This is a genomic window from Blautia sp. Marseille-P3201T, assembly GCF_900120295.1.
Taxonomy (GTDB): domain Bacteria; phylum Bacillota; class Clostridia; order Lachnospirales; family Lachnospiraceae; genus Blautia.
Window position 1 is genome coordinate 149,532 of sequence record NZ_LT635470.1, and the last position, 23,393, is coordinate 172,924.

Here is a 23,393-nt window from a genome sequence, read left to right on the forward strand (position 1 = left end):
CATATATTGAGATACTTTGTGGCACTCGTTGTGGCACTCGATAGGAGTGACAATAAGCTCGAGCCTACCAAATAAAGGGATTTTTAGGAGGAAAATAGAAAAATGAAACTAGGAATTGTAGGACTTCCTAATGTAGGTAAAAGTACATTATTTAACTCTTTGACAAAGGCAGGGGCAGAGTCAGCCAACTATCCGTTCTGTACAATCGACCCAAATGTGGGAATTGTAGCGGTTCCTGATGAAAGGCTGAAACTTTTAGGTGATTTTTATCAGTCTAAAAAAGTAACACCGGCTGTAATTGAGTTTGTAGATATTGCAGGTCTTGTAAAAGGTGCATCAAAGGGTGAAGGTCTGGGAAACCAGTTTTTGGCAAATATCAGAGAAGTAGATGCTATTGTACATGTTGTCAGATGCTTTGAGGATGAAAATGTAATCCATGTAGACGGATGTATTGACCCATTAAGAGATATTGAAACAATTAATTTAGAGTTAATTTTCTCTGATTTGGAAATTCTGGAAAGAAGAATTGCAAAGACTACAAAGACAGCCAGAATGGATAAAGAAGCAGCAAAAGAATTGGAATTTTTAAAACAGGTAAAAGCACACTTGGAAGATGGAAAACCTGCGTCTTCTATGGAATTAGATGGAGAAGAGCAGGAACTTTATATGAAGGAATATAACCTGCTTACATGGAAACCTGTTATTTACGCAGCAAATGTTTCAGAGGATGATCTGGCAGATGATGCAGCATCAAATGAATATGTAGAAAAAGTAAGAGAATATGCAAAAGAAACAGGAAGTGAAGTTTTTGCATTATGTGCAGAAATTGAACAGGAAATTTCAGAGCTGGAAGAAGATGAAAAGAAAGAATTTCTGGAAGATTTAGGTATTCAGCAGTCCGGTCTTGAAAAACTTATTGTTGCAAGCTATCGTTTGTTAGGTTTGTTAAGCTTCTTAACAGCAGGAGAAGATGAAACAAGAGCATGGACAATTAAAGTGGGAACAAAAGCGCCTCAGGCAGCAGGAAAAATCCATACGGACTTTGAAAGAGGATTTATCAAAGCAGAGGTTGTAAATTATCAGGATTTATTAGATTGCGGTTCTTATGCAGGCGCAAGAGAAAAAGGTCTTGTACGCATGGAAGGAAAAGAATATGTGGTGCAGGACGGAGATGTAATCTTATTCCGCTTCAATGTATAAAAAAGACAGAATGACAAAGGCTAAATAAAAAAATACAGAGGTGAATGAATGACAGAGATTGAACTGAAAGAAGAAATCGAAAAAACAAGAAACGTTTTAAATATGGCAGTAAGAGAAAGATGGGGCTCAGGAAAGGTTTTGGATATCAGCAGAAATCTGGACTGCCTAATAGAAGAATATTTGGAAATGTGCAATCAGAAAGTGGCTGTGGGACAGTAAAAAAGTAAATGTAAGCTGTTATTTCTTAGAAAAAAATAAAAACTAAGAGGTAACAGCTTTTTTGATTTATTACTTGACTTTTAAATCTTACAGATGAAATGTATTCTATGACTGATGCAAGAAATGCAAAAAAGGAAAAGTTTCTGGAAAGAAATTCTAAAATCTACGGAGGTAATACAGAGTAAATTAGAAGCAGAATAGGTAAAAGAAGACTCTTTTGTACCCATTGCCACTATTGTAGCAGCGTTTCAGAAAAGAGTTGCTTTCTTCACGGATATATTCGCCTTTTTTCACCAGAGGTGTATAGACGAAAATTCTGCTTCTGAAATTTGAGGAAGCTTTGCCATAATATTATCACTCCAAATCTTACATTTGTAATAAATATAATATAGAGGGTTAGAGGAGAGAAGTCAACGAAAATATCATTGACAGTAAAAGGTTCAAATTGTATAATAAAGGCGCGTTAAACTAAAGTAAAGATAGTGAAATACGGATGGGAAAAAATATGAAAAGTGTAATTATAGGAATTGCCGGAGGAACAGGTTCCGGAAAGTCAACATTTACAAATCGATTAAGAGATGAATTTAAAGATGATGTAGCAGTCATTTATCATGATAATTATTATCGTGACCAAAGTGATATACCTTTAGAGGAACGTAAGAAAACCAACTATGACCATCCGGATGCAATGGAAACGGAGCTTTTGGTACAGCAGCTTCAGGAGCTGAAGGAAGGAAAGAGCATACAATGTCCGGTATATGATTATACACAGCATAATCGTTCCGGCAAAGTACAGACTGTTGAGCCGAAAAAGGTTATTCTCTTAGAAGGAATTCTTGTTTTGGCTGATGAACGTTTGCGGGATTTGATGGATATTAAAATCTATGTAGAAGCAGATGCAGATGAAAGAATTCTGCGCCGTGTTATCCGAGATGTGAAGGAAAGAGGAAGGGATATTGAAGGCGTGGTGGAACAGTATCTGACAACGGTAAAGCCTATGCATTATTTATATGTAGAGCCTACCAGAAGTACAGCAGATATTGTAATCAACAGTGGTATGAATTCTACTGCTTTTGAATTGGTGAAAAATACTATACAGAAAATTTTAGATAGTGAAGAATAAAAAGGAGTTGTCGCATTAGGCATACATGAAGAATGATATGCTTAAAGTGACAACTCTTTTTATTTCATAGGAAATTGCATTTTATGAATTAGAAAGTGCCAAAAAAATGAAAAAAACTCTTGCATAATTTAAAAAACAGATGTATAATTATGCAAAATAAAATTTTAAATATACATAACTATATGGATTTTATGAAAGACAGGATAGAGAGAAAGGAAGAATAAGATGATTAAAGTAGGAATTATTGGCTCTACAGGATATGCGGGCGGAGAACTTGTAAGACTTTTGATGGGGCATAAAAATGCAGAAATTAAATGGTATGGTTCCAGAAGTCATCTTGACAAAAAGTATGCAGAAGTTTACAGAAATATGTTTGAGATTGTAGATGCCACTTGTATGGATGACGATATTGAAACATTGGCAGAGCAGGTAGATGTAATTTTTACTGCAACACCTCAGGGACTTTGCTCTTCTCTTGTAAATGAAGAAATTCTTTCAAAAGTTAAAATTATAGATTTAAGCGCTGACTTTCGTTTAAAGGATGTGTCTGTTTACGAAAAATGGTATAAAATTACACATAAAAGTCCACAGTTTCTTCCAGAAGCAGTATATGGATTATGTGAAATCAACAGAGAAAAGATTAAAAATGCAAGGCTTTTAGCAAATCCGGGATGTTATACCACCTGTTCTATTTTATCAGCATATCCTCTTGTAAAAGAAGGTTTGATTGATACAGACACCTTAATTATTGATGCAAAATCCGGTACTTCAGGAGCAGGAAGGGGAGCAAAAGTTGACAATCTTTTCTGCGAAGTGAATGAAAATATGAAAGCTTATGCCGTTGGAAATCATCGTCATACACCGGAGATAGAAGAACAGTTAGGATACGCTGCAGGGGAAGAAATTGTTTTGAATTTTACTCCTCATCTTGTACCCATGAACAGAGGAATTTTGGTTACGGAATATGCAAAATTGAAAAAAGAAGTTACTTATGAAGAAGTAAAGAAAGTTTATGACAAATACTATGGAAAAGAAAAATTTGTCCGTGTTTTGGAGAAAAATATATATCCTGAAACAAAATGGGTAGAGGGAAGTAATTATACAGATATTGGTTTTCAGATTGATGAAAGAACAAAGAGAATTATTGTGATGGGCGCTCTTGACAATCTGGTAAAAGGTGCGGCAGGTCAGGCAGTACAGAATATGAATTTAATGTTTGGATTAGAGGAAAAAGAGGGACTTGAGCTTATTCCTATGTTTCCATAGAGAGGTGACAGCATGATAAGAAAAATGGTAATTGAAGACTATGAAGAAGTGTACAGCTTATGGAAAAAAATACAGGGATTTGGAATACGCAGTATTGATGACTCAAAAGAAGGAGTAAGAAAATTTCTGGAAAGAAATCCAAACACCAGTGTAGTAGCAGTGGAAAATTCTAAAATTGTGGGGGCGATTTTATGTGGACATGATGGGCGCAGAGGCTGTCTTTATCATGTATGCGTAGATGAGAAGCATCGAAGAAGAGGAATTGGAAAATCTATGGTAGTAGCTGTTATGGATGCACTGCAAAAGGAAGGGATTAACCATGTTTCTTTAATTGCTTTTGCTCAAAATGATATAGGAAATACCTTTTGGAATACTATTGGATGGCAGCAAAGACAGGATTTAAACTATTATGATTTTATTTTGAATACGGAGAATATCACACAGTTTAATGTGCAGCAGGAGGGATAAGAATGAAGATAATAAAGGGCGGAGTGACTGCCGCAAAAGGGTTTGAAGCAGCGTCAGCAGCAGCGGGAATTAAATATCAGGGAAGAACAGATATGGCTTTGGTATATAGCCAAAAGCCCTGTGAAGCAGCAGGTACTTTTACCACAAATGTAGTGAAAGCAGCTCCTGTAAAATGGGATAAAAAAGTGGTAGAAAGCAGTGTGAAGCCACAGGTAATTGTCATTAATTCCGGAATTGCCAATGCCTGCACAGGAGAGGCTGGAATGGAATGCTGTGAAGAAGTGGCGAAAGAGGCTGCCAAAGTGCTGAAAACAGAGACAGAAAGCGTATTAATTGGCTCTACAGGAGTCATTGGTATGCAGCTTCCGGTGGAAAAAATGAAAGCCGGTGTGAATTTACTTGCAAAAGAAAAAGCAGCCGGTTTGGAAATGGGAAATTTAGCTGCAAAGGCAATTATGACTACGGATACAAAAGAAAAAGAAGCAGCAGTAACGATTGAAATTGATGGAACAACAGTAACTATTGGCGGAATGGCAAAGGGCTCCGGCATGATACATCCGAATATGTGCACCATGCTGGCATTTATTACGACTGATGCGGTGATTTCCAAGGAAGCATTACAGGCAGCTTTAAGCAGTGATGTGGAAGAAACTTATAACATGATTTCTGTAGATGGAGATACTTCTACCAATGATACGGTTCTGCTCTTAGCTAATCAGATGGCAGGAAATAAGGAAATTCAAAAAGGAACAAAAGAGTTTGAAACTTTTAAGGAAGGCCTTCATGAAGTCAATACAACATTAGCGAAGAAGATTGCCGGTGACGGGGAAGGTGCTACGGCTCTTTTGGAAGTAACTGTTCAGGGAGCAGAAACGAAAAAACAGGCAAAAACGCTGGCAAAATCCGTAATTTGTTCTAATCTTACGAAAACGGCCATTGCAGGACATGATGCGAACTGGGGAAGAATTCTCTGTGCTATGGGATACGCAGGTGTGGAATTTGAACCGGAAAAAACAGACTTATTTATACAGAGCAGTGCAGGAAAATTGAAGCTTGTAGAAAACGGAATGGCATTGGATTACAGTGAGGAAAAAGCTACAGAAATTTTATCGCAGACCGAGGTTTCCATTGTGGCAGATATTAAGCAGGGATCAGAAAGTGCGACAGCATGGGGATGCGATTTGACACATGGTTACATTGATATTAATGCAGATTATAGGAGCTGAGATATGAACGAAAATATGAAACAATATCTTGAAAAGGCAAAAGTACTGGTAGAGGCATTGCCTTATATTCAGAAATTTAACAGGAAGATTATCGTAGTGAAATACGGCGGAAGTGCTATGACAGACGAAGCCTTAAAAAGAAAGGTAATCGAAGACGTAACCCTTTTAAAACTGGTTGGTTTTAAACCTATTGTAGTACATGGCGGAGGCAAAGAAATCAGTAAATGGGTAGCAAAAACAGGAAAGGAGCCGCAGTTTATTAACGGTCTCCGTGTAACAGATGAAGAAACCATGGAGATTGCGGAAATGGTCCTGGGAAAAGTAAATAAAAGTCTGGTACAATTGGTGGAAAGTCTGGGTGTTCGTGCCATTGGAATTAGTGGAAAAGACGGAGGCCTTTTAAAGGTAGAAAAGAAATATTCAGAAGGAAAGGACATCGGATTTGTAGGAGAAATTAAAGAAGTAAACAGCAGTGTTTTATATGATCTTTTAGAAAAAGATTTTCTTCCGATTGTGTGTCCTGTAGGTCTGGATGATGAGTGGAATACTTATAATATCAATGCAGATGATGCAGCCTGTGCCATTGCAAAGGCAATGCATGCAGAGAAACTTGCTTTCTTGACAGATATGGAAGGAGTTTATAAAGACCCTTCTGACCCGTCTACTTTAATTTCTGAATTGTGGGTAAAGGATGCAGAAGAATTGATGAAATCAGGTTGTATTGGAGGAGGTATGCTTCCGAAATTACACAGTTGTATTGACGCCATTGAAAACGGAGTTTCCCGTGTGCATATTTTAGACGGACGTATTCCACATTGCCTGTTACTGGAAATTTTCACCAATAAAGGTATTGGAACTGCCATTTTACAGGAGGGAGAAAATAAGTATTATGATGAATAAAAGCATAGAAACAGCAGAAGAAAATCTGCTTCATATTTATAGTCGTTTTCCCATTGCTTTAGAGCATGGTGAAGGAATGTATTTATATGATGAAGATGGTAAAAAATATCTGGATTTCGGTGCAGGATTTGCGGTTTCTGCCTTGGGATATGGAAATAAAAAGCTGACAGAAGCTTTAAAAGAGCAGATTGATTTGCTCTACCATACATCGAACTTGTATTATCATAAAAACTGTGCACAGGCTGCTGAGAAATTAAATAAATATGCCAAGATGGACAAAATATTTTTTACAAACAGCGGTGCCGAGGCCATAGAGGGGGCGTTGAAAACAGCCAGAAGATATGCTTATAACAAGAAATCCGGCAAATATGAATTTATTGCCATGGAAAATTCTTTTCATGGGCGTACTTTTGGAGCTTTGTCTGTGACAGGACATGAAGCTTACAGAATGCCTTTTGAACCCTTAGTTCCCGGTGTGTCTTTTGCTGAATTTAATAATATTGAAAGTGTAAAAAAACTGGTTACAGATAAGACTTGTGCAATTATTTTAGAGCCAATTCAGGGAGAGGGCGGTATCCACCCGGCAACACAGGAATTTCTGGAAGCAGTCAGAAAAATATGTGATGATAATGATATTTTATTAATTTTTGATGAGGTTCAATGTGGTATGGGAAGAAGTGGTTCTATGTTTGCATGGCAGGGTTACGGAGTGAAACCGGATATTCTTGCAATGGCAAAAGGAATTGGAAGCGGTATTCCTGTAGGTGCTTTTGGAATGACAAAAAAAGTGGCAGAAAATTCTTTAAAACCAGGTGACCACGGAGCAACTTATGGTGGAAATCCTCTGGCATGTCAGGCCGTAAAAACGGTGCTTGATATCTTTGAGGAAGAAGACATTTTAGGACATGTAAAAGAAATTACTCCTTATTTGGAAGCTGGATTGGACAGTTTAGTAGAGGAGCTGGACTGTGTTTTAGAAAGAAGAGGGAAGGGTCTGATACAGGGAATTGTTTTAAAACAGCCGGTGTCAGAGGTGTGCACAAAAGCAATGGAGGAAGGCTTATTAGTTATTCAGGCACAGGGGAATGTGCTGCGTCTGGTGCCGCCTCTTATTGTAGGAAAAGAGCACATTGATGAAATGATAGAAAAACTAAAAAAAGCGTTATTATAAAAAAGAGCGGGGAACATTTTATGCGTTTTTCCATAAAATATTACTGTAATATCATAACAGAAAAAAATTCTGCTTATGTATAGAGGTGAAATATGGATAATTATCGTATGAATTATGGAGTTTCCCGCTCTTGTAATTGTAAAATAAAACCAAGGGAAATGCCGACACAAAATTCTTGTATGCAGAAAACTGTGTCGAATTACTGCTGTGATAAAATTGAAGATATGGGTATTTATGCTCATGCAGATCATCTTCCTTTGGCTATGGCTTATGTCCCATGTCAGAACTTTACCAATACTTTTCATTTACAAAAAGCACTTCAGATAGGAACTATTTTCCCTGAGCTTTGTATGCCGTTTTGTGGAAAGCGAGGTGTTTGTAGATGACGAAAAGTGATGCTTATTCTAAAAAGGAATTATTAAAAAAAATTAATGAAGTGAGTTTTGCGGTAAATGATATTTCTTTATATCTGGATACCCATCCCTGTGATGAAAAAGCTCTTGCGTATTATGAAGAAATGTCAGAAATACGAAAGAAAGCATTAAGAGAATATGCAAGACTGTACGGACCGCTGACCATCGATACGGCAAATGATACCTGTAGTCGTCAGTGGGAATGGGTGATGCAGCCATGGCCTTGGGAAGGAGGATGCTAAAGTATGTGGAATTATGAAAAAAGACTACAATTTCCTGTGAATATTAAAAAGCCGGATGCCAGAGCTGCTCAGGTGATTATGAGCCAGTATGGAGGACCGGATGGAGAAATGGGAGCATCTATGAGATACCTTTCTCAGAGATTTACGATGCCAAACAGGGTAGCGATGGGAGCCTTAAATGATATAGGAACGGAAGAACTGGCGCATCTTGAAATGGTGTCTACAATTGTACACCAGCTTACCAGAAACCTTTCTATGGAAGAAATTGAAAAAGCCGGTTTTGCACCTTACTATGTAGACCATACTGTGGCTGTTTGGCCGCAGGCAGCCGGAGGTATTCCTTTTAATGCCTGTGAATTTCAGTCAAAAGGCGATCCGATTACGGATTTATTTGAGGATATGGCAGCAGAACAAAAGGCGCGTACCACCTACGACAATATCCTTCGTCTGGTAGATGATCCGGATATTATTGAACCAATTCGATTTTTAAGAGCCAGAGAGATTATCCATTTCCAGCGTTTCGGTGAAGTTTTAAGAACTGTGCAGGAAGAACTGGACTCTAAAAACTTTTATGCTTTTAATCCTAGCTTTGATATGCCGTGTAAAGCAAGCTGTAGGGATAATTGTAATCGATAGTTGTTGTTTTAGATGCAGTCTCAGTGAAAATACTGGGACTGTATTTATAATAAAATGAGATAAACTCCATATAATAAGGAAAAAGGGGTTTTATATGAAAGTATTGAAAAGAGACATTGGAATAGGAATTGTGTTTTCTGTGATAGCAGGTACGCTGGCACATTTTGTCTATGAATGGTCGGGGGAAAATCCCATAGCAGCCATCTTTTTTCCGGTAGATGAGTCTGTATGGGAGCATGTAAAACTGTTGTTTTTCCCAACCCTATTTTATTGTCTGTTCCTTATAAAGAAATGGAAAGGAGCATATCCTTGTATTATACCTTCTGTACCTATTGGTATTGTAACAGGTTCCTTGTCCATACCGGCATTTTTTTATTTTTATACGGCAATTTCAGGTACGCATTTCCTTGTTTTGGATATTTTGATTTTTATTGTCAGCGTCGTTATTTGTTTTTTTGTGATTTATAAACTTACGTTATCCTGCAGAATATCCGGCAATGCAGGATGGGTTTTGCTGGCTGCTTTAGGTGTCAGTTTCTGGGTGAAATAAGGTAATGTTATTTGCGTTTATTCCATTCTCCAATGACTTCATTTACGGTAGAAACCGTTACAAACACCTGTTTTTGGGCGGTGTGAAGATAGTTTAAAAGCAGGCGGTATTCCTGTTTTGCAAGAATGGTAACCAGCTCTGTACGATGCTTTTCATCGTAAGCTCCCTGTGCTGTATAAAGGGTCACTCCGCGCTTTAAGTCGTTTAAAATGTAGTCTTGAATGTCCTTATAATCATCACATATAATACACACACGTTTCCGTTTATTAAAGCCGTCAATAAAGTAATCTACGGCAAGACCATTGCCGTAAGTTCCCAGAATACTAATGATTAAAGTGGAAATATCATATACCAAAATGGAGGTCATTGCAGTAAAAAGTCCCGCCAGGGTAACTGCTTTTCCAAGCTCGATATGCATAAATTTATTCATAATCTTTGCAATAATATCAAGACCGCCGGACGAAGCATTGACATGAAACAGCAGAGCCTGTCCCAGAGCTACAATTAAAATATAGGCTGCTAAATCAAACACCTGATTTTGGGTAAGAGAACCTGAAACAGGAAACAGGATTTCAAAAATCCATAGAAAAACGGGCAGCAGCATGGAGGTATAAATGGTTTTTGCACCAAAATCCTTTCCGATAAAAATAAACCCGATGATTAGCAGTAGGGCATTTAAGATGAAGGTAATCAGAGAAATGGGAATTCCCAAAAGCTGAGATAATACCATGGACAAGCCGGAGATACTTCCTACTACAATTTCACTGGGAATTAGGAAAAAGTATACAGCGGCTGAGACGATAAACATTCCTAAAGTAATAATAAAAAAATCTTTCATTGTATTTTTTGATTTCATGTTTTTAGACTCCTGTATTTTTATACTTTATTCTACCAAAAGAATTTTGAAATATCCACAGATATTTTCTTTAGCTTGCATAAGCCGCAAACTTTTTGATAGAATAAGCACTAGTAAGGCACGTATGAATGAGAAATGGCGGTCAGATACATGAAAAAAATTTTGAGACAGACATGGAGAACAATTAGATATAATATCGGAAGCCTGCTTATTTTTGAAGCAGGATATCGTGTTACCACCTTTTTTCTGGTGATGCAGTTGGTGCGCTTTCTTGTGGATTTTTCTTTAAAACAGCAAGGGTTCAGTTATCTTACCGCAGAGAATTATAAGGAATTTTTGCAATACCCTTTATCCATTCTTTTTCTGGTGCTGGTTTTTTTTGTGATTTTGATTTTTTACTTTATTGAGGTGGCATCCTTGTTGTGTGGATTTGTGTATTCTGCTCAGAACAAGAAACTGTATGCAGGAGATTTTTTAATTCTGGGAATAAAGAAGACCTTTTCTTTTTTTCGGCACAGCAAAGCAAGCTGGTTTGTGTGCGCGGCCTGTTCCGGTCCCTTCTTGGCAATATATTTTCTGGTGAGAGAAATTTCTTATATTCAAATTTTAGAATTTACAGCAAGGCAGATTTACAAAGAGATAAAATCCCCTGTATTGATCTACGGATTTTTGAGTATCTTGCTTGTGCTTTCGTTTTTGTTTGTATTTGCATTGCCTTATTGTATTTTAGAAAAGAAAAAAAGCCGGCAGGGATTTCTAAGCGGTATGAAATTATTTCGAACCCGCTGGAAAAGAATTTTACTGGAATTTTGTCTTTTGCATTTTTATATGCTGCTTTTTATTCTGGTAACTTATGTACTTGTTATGGCAGTCCTTACTGCAGGTGTATTTTTCTTTAAACCTGAGTCCATGAAAATCAGCAGTATTTTTATTTACAGTGAATATGTAAATATGGCTCTTGGCATTTACGCAGGAGGTGTGCAGTTAATCGGAAGTATAGCCTTTGTCTATACTATATATACCAAATTTCATGTGCAGACAGAGGAGGAACCTCCTTTTTATAAAAAGCTGGAGCAATATTCCTGGTATTCTAAGTTGGGAAGGCGAAAAGCAGCAGGTATTCTTACTGCTTTAGTAGTTCTTCTGGAAGGGGTTTATTTTGCCTTTCTGGTAATCAATCACGACACTACTTTAAGTCATTTAGCTGCAGATACAGAAATTACAGCGCATAGAGGCGGCGCATGGAAGGCGCCGGAAAACACTATCAGTGCTTTACAGTATACTATAGACAGCGGTGCAGATTATGCGGAGATTGATGTACAGGAAACAAAAGATGGAAAACTTATCCTTCTCCATGATGACTCTTTTAAAAGAACAGCAGGAGTAAAGAAAAATGTGTGGGACATGACTTTAAAACAGGTGGAAAAGCTGGATGCAGGAGCCAGTTTTCATAAAAAATTCAGAGGAGAGAAAATACCGGAATTTACAGAGGTTTTGAAATTTTGTAAAGGAAGACTGGACTTAAATATAGAGATTAAGTATAATGGTAAAAATAAGGGAATTGTAAATAAAGTGGTTCGGGCTATTAAGGAGAACCATTTTGAAGAACATTGTGTAGTTACTTCCATGAATTACCAGTTCCTGAAACAAATTAAAAAAATAGCTCCTGAAATTCGAACAGGGTATATTATGACCATGACCTATGGTAATATACAAGAAATGGAGGATGCTGATTTTTTTAGTGTGAAGCATACGTATGTAAACGAACAATTTGTGACACAGGTTCATGCTCTTGGAAAGGAAGTGCATGTGTGGACTGTGAATTATAAAGGGGATGCAAAACGCATGTTAGACTTAGGTGCGGATAATATTATTACAGATGATCCGATTATGGTGCGTAAAGTGCAGAACCAGGAGAGCGGCAGCAATACAGGATATGTGGAATTGCTCAAATATGCTTTTCGTTTTTAGTGGGAGGAAATAAATGGCAGGGAAAGGAAAGAAAAAACGTTCTGGAAAGTCCGAATACTATGACTTTAATCTGGTGGCAGTGGTAATCTTGCTGACTTGTTTTGGACTGGTTATGCTGTATAGTACCAGTGCTTATACGGCGCAGGTGAAATTCGGAAATGATAAGAACTTTTTCACCAAACAAACCATCATTAGCATTGTAAGTATTTTGGCGGCTTTATTTTTATCAAAATTTGATTATCATATACTTTACTATATGAGTAAAGTGATTTACTGGACGTCTATTATTTTAATGGCGATGGTAAAGTTTACACCTTTAGGTGTAGAAGTAAATGGCGCAAGAAGATGGCTGCGTTTCGGAATACAAGAATTGCAGTTTCAGCCGGCGGAGGTGGCTAAGATTGCGGCAATTACGTTTATTCCGTGTCTGATTATGAAAATGGGCCGTGAGATTGCTACAAGGCAGGGATTTTTAAAATTAATGGCTTATGGGCTGGGATTGGCAGCAGCGGCCTTCTATCTCACAGAAAATTTAAGTACAGCCATGATTATTGCCGGTATTACAGTGATCATGATTTTTATTGCTCATCCCAATAAACGATTGTTTTTAATGTGGGGCGGCATTTTAGCAGTTCTGGTAATTGTAGGACGGATTGTGCTTCAGGTTACTTTAGGAGAAATGACGCTGGATATGGACAATGTAGAAAACTTTCGACTTGCCAGAGTCCTTGTATGGTTAAACCCTGAGAAATATTCTTCTGAGGGAGGCTATCAGATTATGCAGGCACTCTATGCCATTGGAAGCGGCGGATTTTTTGGAAAAGGACTGGGAAATAGTGTGCAGAAGTTAGGACCGGTGCCGGAAGCTCAGAATGATATGATTTTTTCCATTGTTTGTGAAGAATTAGGTGTGTTTGGAGGTATGGTAGTTTTACTTTTATTTGGCTACATGTTGTACCGTTTGTTTTTTATTGCACAGAATGCACCGGATTTCTATGGCTCCCTGATGGTCAGTGGTATTTTAATTCACATTGCTTTGCAGGTTATCCTAAATATCTGTGTTGTGCTGAACTGGATTCCGACAACGGGTATCACCCTTCCTTTTGTCAGCTATGGAGGAACGTCTATTATGTTCCTGATGGCAGAGGTGGGAATTGCGCTGAGTGTATCCAGACAGATAAAATTTGATAAATAAGGGTTGACAAATAAAGGGAAAGAATATATACTTTGAACATCAAAATATTAAACAGAAAGAAATCCCATTACAGGGGAATTTAATAAGTTTTTAAAGGAGAATAAAGGTTATGTTAGAAAAAATGAGAGAAATTATTGCAGAGCAGTTAAATTGTGAGGCAGAAAGCATTCAGCTTGAAACTTCTTTCAAAGAAGATTTGGGTGCAGACTCTCTGGATTTATTTGAACTGGTTATGGCTCTGGAAGATGAGTATTCTGTGGATATTCCTTCTGAGGAATTACAGGAATTAACAACAGTAGGAGCTGTTATTGATTACTTAAAAGCAAAAGGTGTAGAAGAATAAGAGTATACATGAGAGTGTTGTTCATGATTTGCATGGAATGCAATACTCTCATTTTTTTAAGAAAATAGTTTGATATACAAAATATTTTAAATGCAAAGGAGATAAACAATGGGAAAACTGGCATTTATCTTTCCGGGGCAAGGAGCACAATATGTTGGAATGGGAAAAGATTTTTATGAAAAATTCCCTGTTTGCAGACAGACAATAGAAAAAGCGGCAGAAATTTCCAAGTTGGATTTAGAGAAAATTTGTTTTGAAGAAAATGAGAAAATCTCAATTACAGAATATACACAGATTGCCATGACCGCCGTGGAAGCGGCAATTTTAAAGGCATTGGAGGAGCAGGATTTCTATCCTGACATAACAGCAGGTTTAAGCCTTGGAGAATATGGAGCAGTGCTGGCATCCGGGACAATGTCTTTAGAAGATATCTTTTATACAGTAAGAAAACGAGGCATCTATATGCAGGAAGCAGTTCCAAAAGGCGGCGCTATGGCAGCAGTTCTGGGAATGGAAGCAGCGGAGATTGAAAAGATTTGCGAAGAAGTTCAGGGAGTTGTCAGTGTGGCAAACTATAATTGTCCGGGACAGATTGTGATTACAGGTGAAGAAGAGGCTGTGGAAAAAGCTTCTGAGAAATTAAAAACGGTGGGAGCGAAACGGGTTCTGCCTTTACAGGTTTCCGGTCCTTTTCACTGTGGACTGCTTAAAGGGGCAGGGGAAAAACTTTCTCAGGTATTAGAAGAAATTCCTTTAAAAGAGATAAAAATCCCCTATGTTTCTAATGTGACGGCACAGATGGTTACAGAAAAACAACAGGTGAAAAATCTTTTGGTAGAACAGGTATCTTCTCCTGTACGCTGGCAGCAGTGTGTGGAGACTATGATAGAGAATGGTGCAGACACTTTTGTGGAAATCGGACCGGGCAGAACTTTAAGCGGATTTATGAGAAAAATTAATCGAAATGTAACGGTAATGAATATTCAAACTGTAGAAGATTTTCTGAAAGTGACAGAAAAGTTAAGAGAAAGAAGGGAAAGTAATGTTGGAGAATAAAGTTGCATTAGTAACAGGAGCCGGAAGAGGAATTGGAAGACAGATTGCCCTGACTTTGGCAAAAGAAGGTGCAGCAGTTATTGTAAATTATAATGGTTCTAAGGAAAGAGCAGAAGGCGTGGTCGCAGAAATTGAAAATATCGGAGGAAAAGCGGTGGCTTACGGCTGTGATGTAAGTAATTTTGAAGCATGTCAGGAAATGATAGAGAACGTAATAAAGACATACGGACATTTGGATATTCTGGTAAATAATGCAGGAATTACAAGAGATAGCTTGATTATGAAAATGAAGGAAGAGGATTTTGATGCTGTTTTAAATATCAATTTAAAAGGAACTTTCCATACCATTCGCCATAGTGCAAGGCAGATGCTGAAGCAAAAAAGCGGAAAAATCATCAATATTTCTTCTGTTTCCGGTGTCATGGGAAATGCCGGACAGGCAAATTATGCTGCCAGCAAAGCAGGGGTAATCGGACTTACCAAGACTATGGCAAGAGAGTTGGCAAGCAGAGGAATTACCGTAAATGCTGTGGCGCCGGGCTTTATTGAGACGGAGATGACAGAGGTACTTTCAGACAGTGTTAAGGAACATGCCTGTGGACAAATTCCTTTGGGAAGATTTGGAAAGGCAGAGGATGTGGCAGAACTTGTGGCATTTCTGGCTTCAGAAAAGGTAAATTATATTACCGGTCAGGTGCTTTGTGTAGACGGTGGTATGAGTATATAGGAGGAAACATGAGACGAGTAGTAGTGACAGGAATGGGTGCAGTGACACCTTTGGGACTGAATGTAGAAGAATTTTGGGCAGGGTTAAAAGAAGGAAAAACAGCTTTTGGAGAAATTACAAAATTTGATACTACAGGATATAAAGTACATTTAGCAGCAGAAGTGAAAGGCTTTCAGGGAAAAGATTATATGGATTTTAAGGCTGCTAAACGTATGGAATTATTCTGTCAATATGCAGTTGCCGCAGCAAAAGAGGCAATGGAACAGTCCGGTATCTGCATGGAAAAAGAGGACCCATACCGAGTAGGATGTTCTATCGGTTCGGGAATAGGAAGTCTTCAGACAATCGAGAGAGAACATAAAAAATTATTGGAAAAAGGACCGGCAAGAGTCAATCCTTTGATGGTTCCGTTGATGATTTCTAATATGGCAGCAGGAAATGTTTCTATACAGTTTGGATTAAAGGGGAAAAGTATTAATGTAGTAACAGCTTGTGCATCAGGAACCCATTGTATCGGTGAGGCATTTCGAACCATTCAGGCAGGCGATGCAGACGTTATGGCGGCAGGGGGCACAGAGGCCAGCATTACACCGGTGGGAATTGCAGGATTTTCTGCTCTTACGGCACTTTCTGTTTCAGAAGATCCCAAAAGATGTTCCATTCCTTTTGATAAAGAAAGAAATGGTTTTGTTATGGGAGAAGGAGCCGGCGTTGTTATTTTAGAAGAGCTGGAACACGCAAAAAAAAGAGGTGCAAAAATTCTGGCAGAAGTTGTGGGATATGGCGCAACCAGTGACGCTTATCACATCACTTCCCCTGCAGAGGACGGACAGGGAGCGGCCAGATGCATGGAAAATGCAATAAGAGAAGCCGGTGTGGAATTAGAAAAAATTGAATATATCAATGCTCATGGCACAAGCACTCACCATAATGATTTATTTGAAACAAGAGCAATTAAAAATCTGTTTAAAGATCATGCCAAAGATTTAAAAATCAATTCTACAAAGTCCATGATCGGGCATCTTCTGGGGGCAGCAGGAGCCGTGGAGTTTATTGCCTGTGTAAAGGAATTGGAGGAAGGATATCTTCATAAAACAGCAGGATATCAGGTGCCGGATGAGGAATGTGATTTAGACTATATTACAGAAAACGGAATAGAAAAAAGAATAGAATATGCGTTGAGCAATTCTCTTGGATTTGGCGGACATAATGCCAGCCTGCTTATAAAACGTTTTGAATAAGGGGGAAAGAAAAATATGGAATTTGATAAAATTGTAAAACTTATTCATGCAGTAGGGGAGTCGGGATTATCAGAATTTTCTTTTGAAGAAGGTGCGTTAAAAATTTCCATGAGAGGGGGAGAAAAGCAGGGAAAAACAGTGGAATTTGTTCCAGAAACAGTGGAAATAAAAGAAGAAAGTAAGGAACAACCGGCAGTGATAACAGGAAAAACAGTGAAGTCTCCACTGGTGGGAACTTTCTATGCAGCTCCTTCACCAGAAGCAGAAACCTTTGTGAAAAAAGGTGACACAGTGCAGAAGGGACAGGTACTTGGTATTGTAGAAGCCATGAAGCTTATGAATGAAATTGAGTCCGAATATGATGGAGTAGTAGAAGAAATTCTCATTGGAAATGAGGATATGGTGGAGTACGGACAACCGTTATTTATTATTGCGTAGGAGGGATATGATGCAGCTTACAACAAAGGAAATTATGGAAATTATTCCTCACAGACATCCTTTTCTTCTTGTAGATACCATAGAAGAATTAGAGCCGGGTGTAAAAGCTGTGGGAAAAAAATGTGTAACTTATCATGAGGACTTCTTTGCAGGACATTTTCCCAATGAGCCTGTAATGCCGGGAGTTTTACAGATTGAAGCGCTGGCACAGACAGGAGCTGTAGCGATTTTAAGCAAAGAAGAAAATAAGGGAAAAACGGCTTATTTTGGCGGTATACAGTCTGCAAAATTTAAGACAAAGGTCGTGCCGGGAGATGTGCTGACTTTAGAGGTTGAAATTATCAGAGAAAAAGGTCCTGTTGGAATTGGAAAAGCAGTTGCAAAGAACCAGCATGGAAAAGTAACAGTGACAGCAGAGATGACCTTTATGGTGGGATAGGAGTGTCTATGTTTCAGAAGATTTTAATTGCAAATCGAGGGGAGATTGCAGTGCGGATTATCCGTGCATGCAGAGAGTTGGGAATAAGAACGGTAGCAGTATATTCTGAAGCGGATAAGGATGCTTTACATGCCCAGCTTGCAGATGAGGCTGTCTGTATCGGACCTGCGTCTTCCAAAGACAGCTATTTGAATATGGAGAGAATTTTAAGCGCCACCATTGCTGCAAAGGCAGAAGCCATCCACCCGGGATTTGGATTTCTATCAGAAAACAGTCGTTTTGCACAGATGTGTGAGAAATGCCATGTAGCATTTATCGGCCCTTCTCCTGAAATCATACAGAAAATGGGAAATAAATCAGAGGCAAGAAAAACCATGATGCAGGCAGGTGTTCCTGTTATACCGGGAACAAAAGGAGCTGTCTACAAAGTGGAAGAAGGACTTTTAGAGGCTGAAAAAATTGGATTTCCGGTTATGATAAAAGCATCTTCCGGAGGCGGTGGAAAAGGTATGCGTGTATCAGAAAGTAAAGAAGATTTTGCGGAAAACTTTCTTATGGCACAGCAGGAGTCTAAGAATTCTTTTGGTGATGACACCATGTATATTGAGCGTTATGTGAGAAATCCAAGGCACATAGAAGTACAGGTTTTAGGAGATAAATTCGGAAATGTTGTGCAGTTGGGCGAGCGTGACTGTTCCATACAAAGGCGTCATCAGAAAATGATTGAGGAGTCCCCATGCTGTGCAATTTCAGAAAAAACAAGAGAAAAATTAGGGGAGACAGCACAAAAAGCAGCCAGAGCAGTGGGGTATGAAAGTGCAGGGACTATAGAATTCCTTTTGGATGAGTCCGGTGAATTTTTCTTTATGGAGATGAATACCAGAATTCAGGTAGAGCATCCGGTAACGGAACTGGTATCAGGTGTAGACTTGATTAAAGAGCAAATTCGAATTGCAGCGGGACTTCCTCTTTCTGTTTCACAGGAGGATATTTCCCTTACCGGTCATGCCATTGAGTGTAGAATTAATGCAGAAAATCCAGAGAAGAATTTTATGCCATGCCCGGGGACAATTGAACATTTACATATTCCCGGAGGCAATGGTGTGCGGGTAGATACTGCAGTTTATGCGGGATATCAGATACCGCCAAATTATGACTCTATGATTATGAAAGTTATTGTTCACGATAAGGACAGGGCTTCAGCTATTGCAAAATTGAGAAGTACACTGGGAGAAGTAATCATCGAAGGGATTAAGACAAATCTGGATTTTCAATATGATATTTTGCAGCAGAAGGACTTTATAGAGGGGAATATCAGTACAGATTTTATACCAAAACATTATTCGATATAAGGAGAATTTAGCAGATGTCCAGATGGAAGGAATTATTTAAAAAAACATCAGGTACAGAGCAGGCAGAGGAAAAAACATCCGCTCCCTCTGTACCTCAGGGGCTTTGGATGAAATGCCCGAAATGCGGTGAAATGATTTACAAAGAAGATGTAGTAGGAGCTTCCTATGTATGTCCGAAATGCGGGGGATATTTCCGTATGAAAGCCAAAACCAGAATAAAACTGGTGGCAGATAAGGACAGTTTTAAGGAGTGGTATACAGATTTTCCTCTTTGTAATCCTCTGGACTATCCGGAATATGGGGAAAAGCTTGCAGCCTTAAAGGAGAAAACACATTTGGATGAAGCTGTGTGTATTGGAGAGGCAAGAATTGAGAACAGTCCTGTTGTGCTGGGTGTGTGTGATGCCCGCTTTTTAATGGGAAGTATGGGACATACGGTAGGGGAGAAAATTACCAGAGCCTTTGAAGAGGCTACAAAGAGGAAACTTCCTGTAGTGTTATTTTGTTGTTCAGGAGGAGCCAGAATGCAGGAGGGAATTGTCTCTTTAATGCAGATGGCAAAAACTTCAGCAGCCGTTAAAAAACACAGTGATGCAGGACTTTTATACATACCGGTGCTTACCGATCCTACAACAGGGGGAGTAACGGCAAGTTTTGCCATGCTGGGAGATATTATTCTGGCAGAACCAGGGGCATTAATCGGGTTTGCAGGACCTCGTGTGATTGCACAGACCATTCATCAAAAATTGCCGGAAGGCTTTCAAAAAGCAGAGTTTTTAGTAGAGCATGGAATACTGGATGGGATTGTAAAAAGAGAGGATTTAAAGCAGACATTGTCCGGGCTTTTAAAGCTTCATGAAAGGCAGAACGGCTATTGCCAGTTCTCTAATATAGTCCTTTCCAAAGCAGAAATTTTACAGGATACCAGAAAGAAAAAAGCAAAAGAAATGACTGCATGGGAGCGGGTACAGACGGCCAGAGACAGCAAAAGACCTGTAAGTCTTGATTATATGAAAGAGATTTTTGACAGTTTTATGGAGCTTCACGGAGACAGAGCTTTTCGTGATGACGGAGCAATTATGGGAGGTCTGGCGCTCTTAGACGGGCAGCCGGTAACGGTCATCGGTATTCAAAAAGGCAGAAGCACAAAAGAAAATATTGGAAGAAACTTTGGAATGCCATCGCCGGAAGGATATCGAAAAGCTTTGCGACTGATGAAACAGGCGGAGAAATTTCATCGTCCTGTTATTACCTTTATTGATACGCCGGGAGCTTTCTGCGGCGTAGAGGCAGAGGAACGAGGGCAGGGAGAGGCGATTGCCAGAAATCTGCTGGAAATGGCAGCGCTAAAAGTGCCTGTTTTAAGCATTGTCATTGGAGAAGGGGGAAGCGGAGGCGCTTTAGCTCTTGGCGTAGGCAATGAAGTGTGGATGCTGGAAAATGCTATTTATTCTATTTTATCACCGGAAGGATTTGCATCTATTTTATGGAAAGACAGCAAAAAGGCAAAGGAAGCTTCTGAAGTGATGAAAATTACGGCGGAGGATTTGAAAAAGCTTGGCATCATTGAGCAGGTAATACCAGAAGAAACAGCAGCATCCAGGGAAAATCTTCCTGTTCTGTGCAAAGATATGAAGGAGCGAATGAAAGACTTTTTGAGAAGAATGGAAGGCATGACAGGAGAAGAAATCGCAGAGCACAGATACAACAGATTTCGCCGAATGTAAGGGAGAAAATCTGTTTATCAGAAGGGAGAAAACATGATAAATCCATTGGAAATCGGAGATTTAAAATTGAAAATTCCGGTGATACAAGGCGGAATGGGAGTGGGCATCAGCCTTTCTAATCTTGCGGGAAGTGTGGCAAGAGAAGGAGGAATGGGTGTGATTTCCACAGCACAGATTGGATTTCGAGAGCCTGATTTTTTAAAAAATCCATTAGAAGCCAATTTTCGTGCTATCAAAAAAGAGATTGCAAGGGCAAAAGAAATCGGAAAGGGCGGAGTAATCGGCGCTAATATTATGGTGGCAACCAGACATTATAAGGAGTATGTGAAAAATGCCGTTCTGGCAGGTGTTGATGTAATTTTATCAGGGGCTGGACTTCCGGTGGATTTACCGGAATATGTAAAAGGAAGCAAAGTGAAAATTGCACCGATTATTTCTTCCTTAAAGGCGTTTACTGTAATCAGCAGAGTATGGGAGCGGAAATATTCCCGCTATCCTGATTTTGTGGTGGTGGAAGGCCCGAAAGCAGGAGGGCATCTGGGGTTTTCCAAGAAAGAAGTACAGCAGCTTACGCAGGAGGAATACGATAAAGTAATTGTAAGTATTGTAGAAAAGGCAAAAGAATACAGCCAAAAAGCAGGACGAAAAATTCCGGTAATTGCAGCCGGAGGGATTTTCGACAGGAAGGATATGGAGCACGCATTAAGCCTTGGAGCAGACGGAGTGCAGGTGGGCACTCGGTTTGTTACCACAGAAGAATGTGATGCAGATGTGCGTTATAAAGAAGCATATTTGAAGGCCAAAAAGGAAGATATTGTTCTTGTAGACAGTCCTGTAGGAATGCCGGGAAGGGCGATTTCCAATGCTTTTCTTGAAAGGGTAAAGACAAAACCGGAAAAAATCACTCATTGTTATCAGTGTATTGAAGGCTGTAAGGGAAAGGATATTCCTTATTGTATTACAGAAGCACTGGTACACGCAGCAGTGGGAGATACAGAACATGCACTCTTATTTTGTGGAGAAAATGCGTGGAAATGCAGCAAAATCGAAGAAGTAAAAGAAATAATGAAAGAATTTTCGGGAAACAATACTTGAAAATAGGCGATGGTTCGAGTATAATTTTCATGGTAATGGGGTATAGGGTGAAAGCCACATACCCCTGTTTTAAAAGTAAGGAGAAATACCATGAGTAAAGTAAGAACAAGATTTGCACCAAGCCCAACAGGCAGAATGCACGTAGGAAATTTGAGAACTGCTTTGTATGCATATTTAATTGCAAAGCATGAAGATGGAAGCTTTATGCTTCGTATTGAAGATACAGACCAGGAGCGTTTTGTAGAAGGCGCACTGGATATTATTTACAGAACTCTTGCAAAAACAGGTCTGGTACACGACGAAGGTCCTGACAAGGACGGTGGATATGGTCCTTATGTTCAGAGTGAAAGAAATGCACAGGGCATTTATTTGAAATATGCAAAGCAGTTAATTGAGCAGGGAGATGCTTATTACTGTTTCTGTACAAAAGAACGTCTGGAGTCTTTAAAATCCAGCGTGGGAGAAAAAGAAATTGCTATGTATGACAAACATTGTCTGCATTTAAGCAAGGAAGAAATCGAAGAAAAGCTGGCCAACGGCGAGCCGTATGTTATCCGTTTTAACATGCCTACAGAAGGTACAACAACTTTCCAGGATGATATTTACGGAGCCATTACTGTTCCAAATAACGAGTTGGATGATTTGATTTTAATTAAATCAGATGGATATCCTACTTATAATTTTGCCAATGTAGTAGACGACCATTTAATGGAAATTACACATGTAGTAAGAGGAAATGAATACTTATCTTCTTCTCCAAAATACAATCGTATTTATGAGGCCTTTGGATGGGAAATTCCTACTTATGTACACTGCCCATTAATTACAAACGAAGAGCATAAAAAGCTCAGTAAACGTTCCGGTCATTCTTCTTATGAAGATTTAGTAGAGCAGGGATTTTTAACAGAAGCTATTGTAAACTATGTGGCACTTTTAGGATGGTGTCCCGAGGATAACCGCGAAATCTTCTCTCTGGAAGAATTAGTAAAGGTATTTGATTACCATCATATGAGTAAGTCACCGGCGGTATTTGACATTCAGAAACTCCGCTGGATGAATGGAGAATATATGAAAGCTATGGATGATGACAAGTTTTATGAAATGGCACTTCCATACTTAAAACAGGTAATTACCAAAGATTTGGATTTAAGAAAAATCGCGGGAATGGTAAAAACTAGAATAGAAGTTCTGCCGGATATTACAGATTTAGTAGATTTCTTTGAAGCAGTGCCGGAGTATGACATTGCTATGTATACACATAAGAAAATGAAAACAAATCCTGAAATTTCTTTAGAAGTTTTAGAGAAAATCCTTCCTGTATTAGAAGGAACAGAAGATTACAGCAATGATGCAATGTATGAACTTCTCTGTGGATTTGCAAAAGAAAACGGTTATAAAAACGGACAGATTTTATGGCCGATCCGTACTGCACTTTCCGGAAAGCAGATGACACCGGCAGGCGCTACGGAAATTCTGGAGGTGCTTGGAAAAGAAGAAAGTATCCAGAGAATCAAAGCTGCGATTGAGAAGTTAAGTTAA

25 protein-coding genes and 1 pseudogene are annotated in these 23,393 nt (G+C 39.0%); 24 read left to right on the forward strand and 2 right to left on the reverse strand.

Going from position 1 to position 23,393, the window contains the following annotated elements:
- Positions 1-102: 102 nt before the first annotated feature.
- Both ychF and BQ7352_RS09015 read left to right on the forward strand, forming a co-directional pair.
- Positions 103-1,200 carry a redox-regulated ATPase YchF gene (gene ychF, locus BQ7352_RS09010; protein ID WP_072448902.1) on the forward strand — a complete coding sequence of 366 codons (1,098 nt, stop codon included), beginning with the start codon at positions 103-105 and terminating at the stop codon, positions 1,198-1,200.
- A 48-nt stretch (positions 1,201-1,248) separates the two neighbouring features.
- A complete protein-coding gene (locus BQ7352_RS09015) occupies positions 1,249-1,419 on the forward strand; it encodes a Spo0E family sporulation regulatory protein-aspartic acid phosphatase (RefSeq protein WP_072448903.1) in 171 nt (56 codons plus the stop codon).
- A gap of 186 nt (positions 1,420-1,605) precedes the next feature.
- Here BQ7352_RS09015 and BQ7352_RS15175 read toward each other — a convergent pair.
- Positions 1,606-1,743 (reverse strand): annotated as a pseudogene (locus tag BQ7352_RS15175) (BlaI/MecI/CopY family transcriptional regulator); the annotation flags it as partial.
- A 181-nt stretch (positions 1,744-1,924) separates the two neighbouring features.
- Between BQ7352_RS15175 and udk the strand changes: the two are divergent.
- From udk to BQ7352_RS09070, 10 genes are all read left to right on the forward strand, one after another.
- Positions 1,925-2,542: a uridine kinase gene (gene udk, locus BQ7352_RS09025; protein WP_072449820.1), complete on the forward strand. Its 618-nt coding sequence runs from the start codon at positions 1,925-1,927 to the stop codon at positions 2,540-2,542.
- A 225-nt stretch (positions 2,543-2,767) separates the two neighbouring features.
- Positions 2,768-3,808: an N-acetyl-gamma-glutamyl-phosphate reductase gene (argC, locus tag BQ7352_RS09030; protein ID WP_072448904.1), complete on the forward strand. Its 1,041-nt coding sequence runs from the start codon at positions 2,768-2,770 to the stop codon at positions 3,806-3,808.
- Positions 3,809-3,820: 12 nt separating this feature from the next.
- On the forward strand, positions 3,821-4,276 hold the full coding sequence (locus tag BQ7352_RS09035; RefSeq protein WP_072448905.1) for a GNAT family N-acetyltransferase: 456 nt from the start codon (positions 3,821-3,823) through the stop codon (positions 4,274-4,276).
- Positions 4,277-4,278: 2 nt separating this feature from the next.
- Complete coding sequence (argJ, locus tag BQ7352_RS09040; RefSeq protein WP_072448906.1) at positions 4,279-5,502, forward strand: bifunctional glutamate N-acetyltransferase/amino-acid acetyltransferase ArgJ; 1,224 nt, start codon at positions 4,279-4,281, stop codon at positions 5,500-5,502.
- Positions 5,503-5,505: 3 nt separating this feature from the next.
- Positions 5,506-6,402: an acetylglutamate kinase gene (argB, locus tag BQ7352_RS09045; protein WP_072448907.1), complete on the forward strand. Its 897-nt coding sequence runs from the start codon at positions 5,506-5,508 to the stop codon at positions 6,400-6,402.
- Positions 6,392-7,573, forward strand: coding sequence for an aspartate aminotransferase family protein (locus tag BQ7352_RS09050; protein WP_072448908.1), 1,182 nt, complete (start codon positions 6,392-6,394; stop codon positions 7,571-7,573). The genes argB and BQ7352_RS09050 overlap by 11 nt, the downstream gene beginning before the upstream one ends.
- 92 nt (positions 7,574-7,665) lie before the next feature.
- Positions 7,666-7,959 carry a spore coat associated protein CotJA gene (locus BQ7352_RS14850; protein WP_242948568.1) on the forward strand — a complete coding sequence of 98 codons (294 nt, stop codon included), beginning with the start codon at positions 7,666-7,668 and terminating at the stop codon, positions 7,957-7,959.
- Positions 7,956-8,228 (forward strand): spore coat protein CotJB, encoded by a 273-nt coding sequence (locus BQ7352_RS09060; RefSeq protein ID WP_072448909.1) that lies wholly within the window; start codon positions 7,956-7,958, stop codon positions 8,226-8,228. Before BQ7352_RS14850 ends, BQ7352_RS09060 begins: the two co-directional genes overlap by 4 nt.
- A gap of 3 nt (positions 8,229-8,231) precedes the next feature.
- Positions 8,232-8,864: a manganese catalase family protein gene (locus BQ7352_RS09065; protein ID WP_072448910.1), complete on the forward strand. Its 633-nt coding sequence runs from the start codon at positions 8,232-8,234 to the stop codon at positions 8,862-8,864.
- Positions 8,865-8,958: 94 nt separating this feature from the next.
- Positions 8,959-9,414 (forward strand): DUF6512 family protein, encoded by a 456-nt coding sequence (locus BQ7352_RS09070; protein ID WP_072448911.1) that lies wholly within the window; start codon positions 8,959-8,961, stop codon positions 9,412-9,414.
- 7 nt (positions 9,415-9,421) lie between these two features.
- Here the strand turns inward: BQ7352_RS09070 and BQ7352_RS09075 are convergent, their stop codons facing one another.
- The gene (locus BQ7352_RS09075; protein WP_072448912.1) at positions 9,422-10,270 is read right to left on the reverse strand and encodes a YitT family protein; all 849 of its coding nucleotides are present in this window, start codon (positions 10,268-10,270) and stop codon (positions 9,422-9,424) included.
- A 150-nt stretch (positions 10,271-10,420) separates the two neighbouring features.
- Between BQ7352_RS09075 and BQ7352_RS09080 the strand changes: the two genes are divergently transcribed.
- From BQ7352_RS09080 to gltX, 12 genes are all read left to right on the forward strand, one after another.
- Positions 10,421-12,241 (forward strand): glycerophosphodiester phosphodiesterase family protein, encoded by a 1,821-nt coding sequence (locus BQ7352_RS09080; protein WP_072448913.1) that lies wholly within the window; start codon positions 10,421-10,423, stop codon positions 12,239-12,241.
- Positions 12,242-12,254: 13 nt separating this feature from the next.
- Positions 12,255-13,436, forward strand: a complete 1,182-nt coding sequence (locus tag BQ7352_RS09085; RefSeq protein WP_072448914.1) for an FtsW/RodA/SpoVE family cell cycle protein — start codon at positions 12,255-12,257, stop codon at positions 13,434-13,436.
- 109 nt (positions 13,437-13,545) lie between these two features.
- Positions 13,546-13,779 carry an acyl carrier protein gene (gene acpP / locus BQ7352_RS09090; protein WP_072448915.1) on the forward strand — a complete coding sequence of 78 codons (234 nt, stop codon included), beginning with the start codon at positions 13,546-13,548 and terminating at the stop codon, positions 13,777-13,779.
- Between the two features lie 108 nt (positions 13,780-13,887).
- Positions 13,888-14,835: an ACP S-malonyltransferase gene (fabD, locus tag BQ7352_RS09095; RefSeq protein ID WP_072448916.1), complete on the forward strand. Its 948-nt coding sequence runs from the start codon at positions 13,888-13,890 to the stop codon at positions 14,833-14,835.
- Complete coding sequence (gene fabG, locus BQ7352_RS09100) at positions 14,822-15,562, forward strand: 3-oxoacyl-[acyl-carrier-protein] reductase (protein ID WP_072448917.1); 741 nt, start codon at positions 14,822-14,824, stop codon at positions 15,560-15,562. The genes fabD and fabG overlap by 14 nt, the downstream gene beginning before the upstream one ends.
- A gap of 8 nt (positions 15,563-15,570) precedes the next feature.
- Positions 15,571-16,803: a beta-ketoacyl-ACP synthase II gene (gene fabF, locus BQ7352_RS09105; protein ID WP_072448918.1), complete on the forward strand. Its 1,233-nt coding sequence runs from the start codon at positions 15,571-15,573 to the stop codon at positions 16,801-16,803.
- Between the two features lie 15 nt (positions 16,804-16,818).
- Positions 16,819-17,241, forward strand: coding sequence for an acetyl-CoA carboxylase biotin carboxyl carrier protein (gene accB, locus BQ7352_RS09110; protein WP_072448919.1), 423 nt, complete (start codon positions 16,819-16,821; stop codon positions 17,239-17,241).
- Positions 17,242-17,251: 10 nt separating this feature from the next.
- A complete protein-coding gene (gene fabZ, locus BQ7352_RS09115) occupies positions 17,252-17,680 on the forward strand; it encodes a 3-hydroxyacyl-ACP dehydratase FabZ (RefSeq protein ID WP_072448920.1) in 429 nt (142 codons plus the stop codon).
- A gap of 8 nt (positions 17,681-17,688) precedes the next feature.
- Entirely contained in the window at positions 17,689-19,032 is a 1,344-nt protein-coding gene (locus BQ7352_RS09120; RefSeq protein ID WP_072448921.1) for an acetyl-CoA carboxylase biotin carboxylase subunit, read from the forward strand.
- 14 nt (positions 19,033-19,046) lie between these two features.
- The gene (locus tag BQ7352_RS09125; RefSeq protein ID WP_072448922.1) at positions 19,047-20,759 is read left to right on the forward strand and encodes an acetyl-CoA carboxylase carboxyltransferase subunit alpha; all 1,713 of its coding nucleotides are present in this window, start codon (positions 19,047-19,049) and stop codon (positions 20,757-20,759) included.
- A 33-nt stretch (positions 20,760-20,792) separates the two neighbouring features.
- Positions 20,793-21,854: an NAD(P)H-dependent flavin oxidoreductase gene (locus BQ7352_RS09130; protein ID WP_072448923.1), complete on the forward strand. Its 1,062-nt coding sequence runs from the start codon at positions 20,793-20,795 to the stop codon at positions 21,852-21,854.
- A 90-nt stretch (positions 21,855-21,944) separates the two neighbouring features.
- The gene (gltX, locus tag BQ7352_RS09135; RefSeq protein ID WP_072448924.1) at positions 21,945-23,393 is read left to right on the forward strand and encodes a glutamate--tRNA ligase; all 1,449 of its coding nucleotides are present in this window, start codon (positions 21,945-21,947) and stop codon (positions 23,391-23,393) included.

Bases quoted from the DNA above. Each gene is read 5' to 3' on its own strand.
- fabF (WP_072448918.1), top strand. From the start codon at position 15,571: ATGAGACGAGTAGTAGTGACAGGAATGGGTGCAGTGACACCTTTGGGA.
- BQ7352_RS09130 (WP_072448923.1), top strand. From the start codon at position 20,793: ATGATAAATCCATTGGAAATCGGAGATTTAAAATTGAAAATTCCGGTG.
- fabD (WP_072448916.1), top strand. From the start codon at position 13,888: ATGGGAAAACTGGCATTTATCTTTCCGGGGCAAGGAGCACAATATGTT.
- BQ7352_RS09085 (WP_072448914.1), top strand. From the start codon at position 12,255: ATGGCAGGGAAAGGAAAGAAAAAACGTTCTGGAAAGTCCGAATACTAT.
- BQ7352_RS09125 (WP_072448922.1), top strand. From the start codon at position 19,047: ATGTCCAGATGGAAGGAATTATTTAAAAAAACATCAGGTACAGAGCAG.
- BQ7352_RS09070 (WP_072448911.1), top strand. From the start codon at position 8,959: ATGAAAGTATTGAAAAGAGACATTGGAATAGGAATTGTGTTTTCTGTG.
- BQ7352_RS09060 (WP_072448909.1), top strand. From the start codon at position 7,956: ATGACGAAAAGTGATGCTTATTCTAAAAAGGAATTATTAAAAAAAATT.
- fabG (WP_072448917.1), top strand. From the start codon at position 14,822: ATGTTGGAGAATAAAGTTGCATTAGTAACAGGAGCCGGAAGAGGAATT.
- BQ7352_RS09075 (WP_072448912.1), bottom strand. From the start codon at position 10,270: ATGAAATCAAAAAATACAATGAAAGATTTTTTTATTATTACTTTAGGA.
- argC (WP_072448904.1), top strand. From the start codon at position 2,768: ATGATTAAAGTAGGAATTATTGGCTCTACAGGATATGCGGGCGGAGAA.
- accB (WP_072448919.1), top strand. From the start codon at position 16,819: ATGGAATTTGATAAAATTGTAAAACTTATTCATGCAGTAGGGGAGTCG.
- argB (WP_072448907.1), top strand. From the start codon at position 5,506: ATGAACGAAAATATGAAACAATATCTTGAAAAGGCAAAAGTACTGGTA.
- BQ7352_RS09015 (WP_072448903.1), top strand. From the start codon at position 1,249: ATGACAGAGATTGAACTGAAAGAAGAAATCGAAAAAACAAGAAACGTT.
- ychF (WP_072448902.1), top strand. From the start codon at position 103: ATGAAACTAGGAATTGTAGGACTTCCTAATGTAGGTAAAAGTACATTA.
- BQ7352_RS09035 (WP_072448905.1), top strand. From the start codon at position 3,821: ATGATAAGAAAAATGGTAATTGAAGACTATGAAGAAGTGTACAGCTTA.
- BQ7352_RS09120 (WP_072448921.1), top strand. From the start codon at position 17,689: ATGTTTCAGAAGATTTTAATTGCAAATCGAGGGGAGATTGCAGTGCGG.
- fabZ (WP_072448920.1), top strand. From the start codon at position 17,252: ATGCAGCTTACAACAAAGGAAATTATGGAAATTATTCCTCACAGACAT.
- gltX (WP_072448924.1), top strand. From the start codon at position 21,945: ATGAGTAAAGTAAGAACAAGATTTGCACCAAGCCCAACAGGCAGAATG.
- acpP (WP_072448915.1), top strand. From the start codon at position 13,546: ATGTTAGAAAAAATGAGAGAAATTATTGCAGAGCAGTTAAATTGTGAG.
- BQ7352_RS09065 (WP_072448910.1), top strand. From the start codon at position 8,232: ATGTGGAATTATGAAAAAAGACTACAATTTCCTGTGAATATTAAAAAG.
- udk (WP_072449820.1), top strand. From the start codon at position 1,925: ATGAAAAGTGTAATTATAGGAATTGCCGGAGGAACAGGTTCCGGAAAG.
- BQ7352_RS09050 (WP_072448908.1), top strand. From the start codon at position 6,392: ATGATGAATAAAAGCATAGAAACAGCAGAAGAAAATCTGCTTCATATT.
- BQ7352_RS14850 (WP_242948568.1), top strand. From the start codon at position 7,666: ATGGATAATTATCGTATGAATTATGGAGTTTCCCGCTCTTGTAATTGT.
- argJ (WP_072448906.1), top strand. From the start codon at position 4,279: ATGAAGATAATAAAGGGCGGAGTGACTGCCGCAAAAGGGTTTGAAGCA.
- BQ7352_RS09080 (WP_072448913.1), top strand. From the start codon at position 10,421: ATGAAAAAAATTTTGAGACAGACATGGAGAACAATTAGATATAATATC.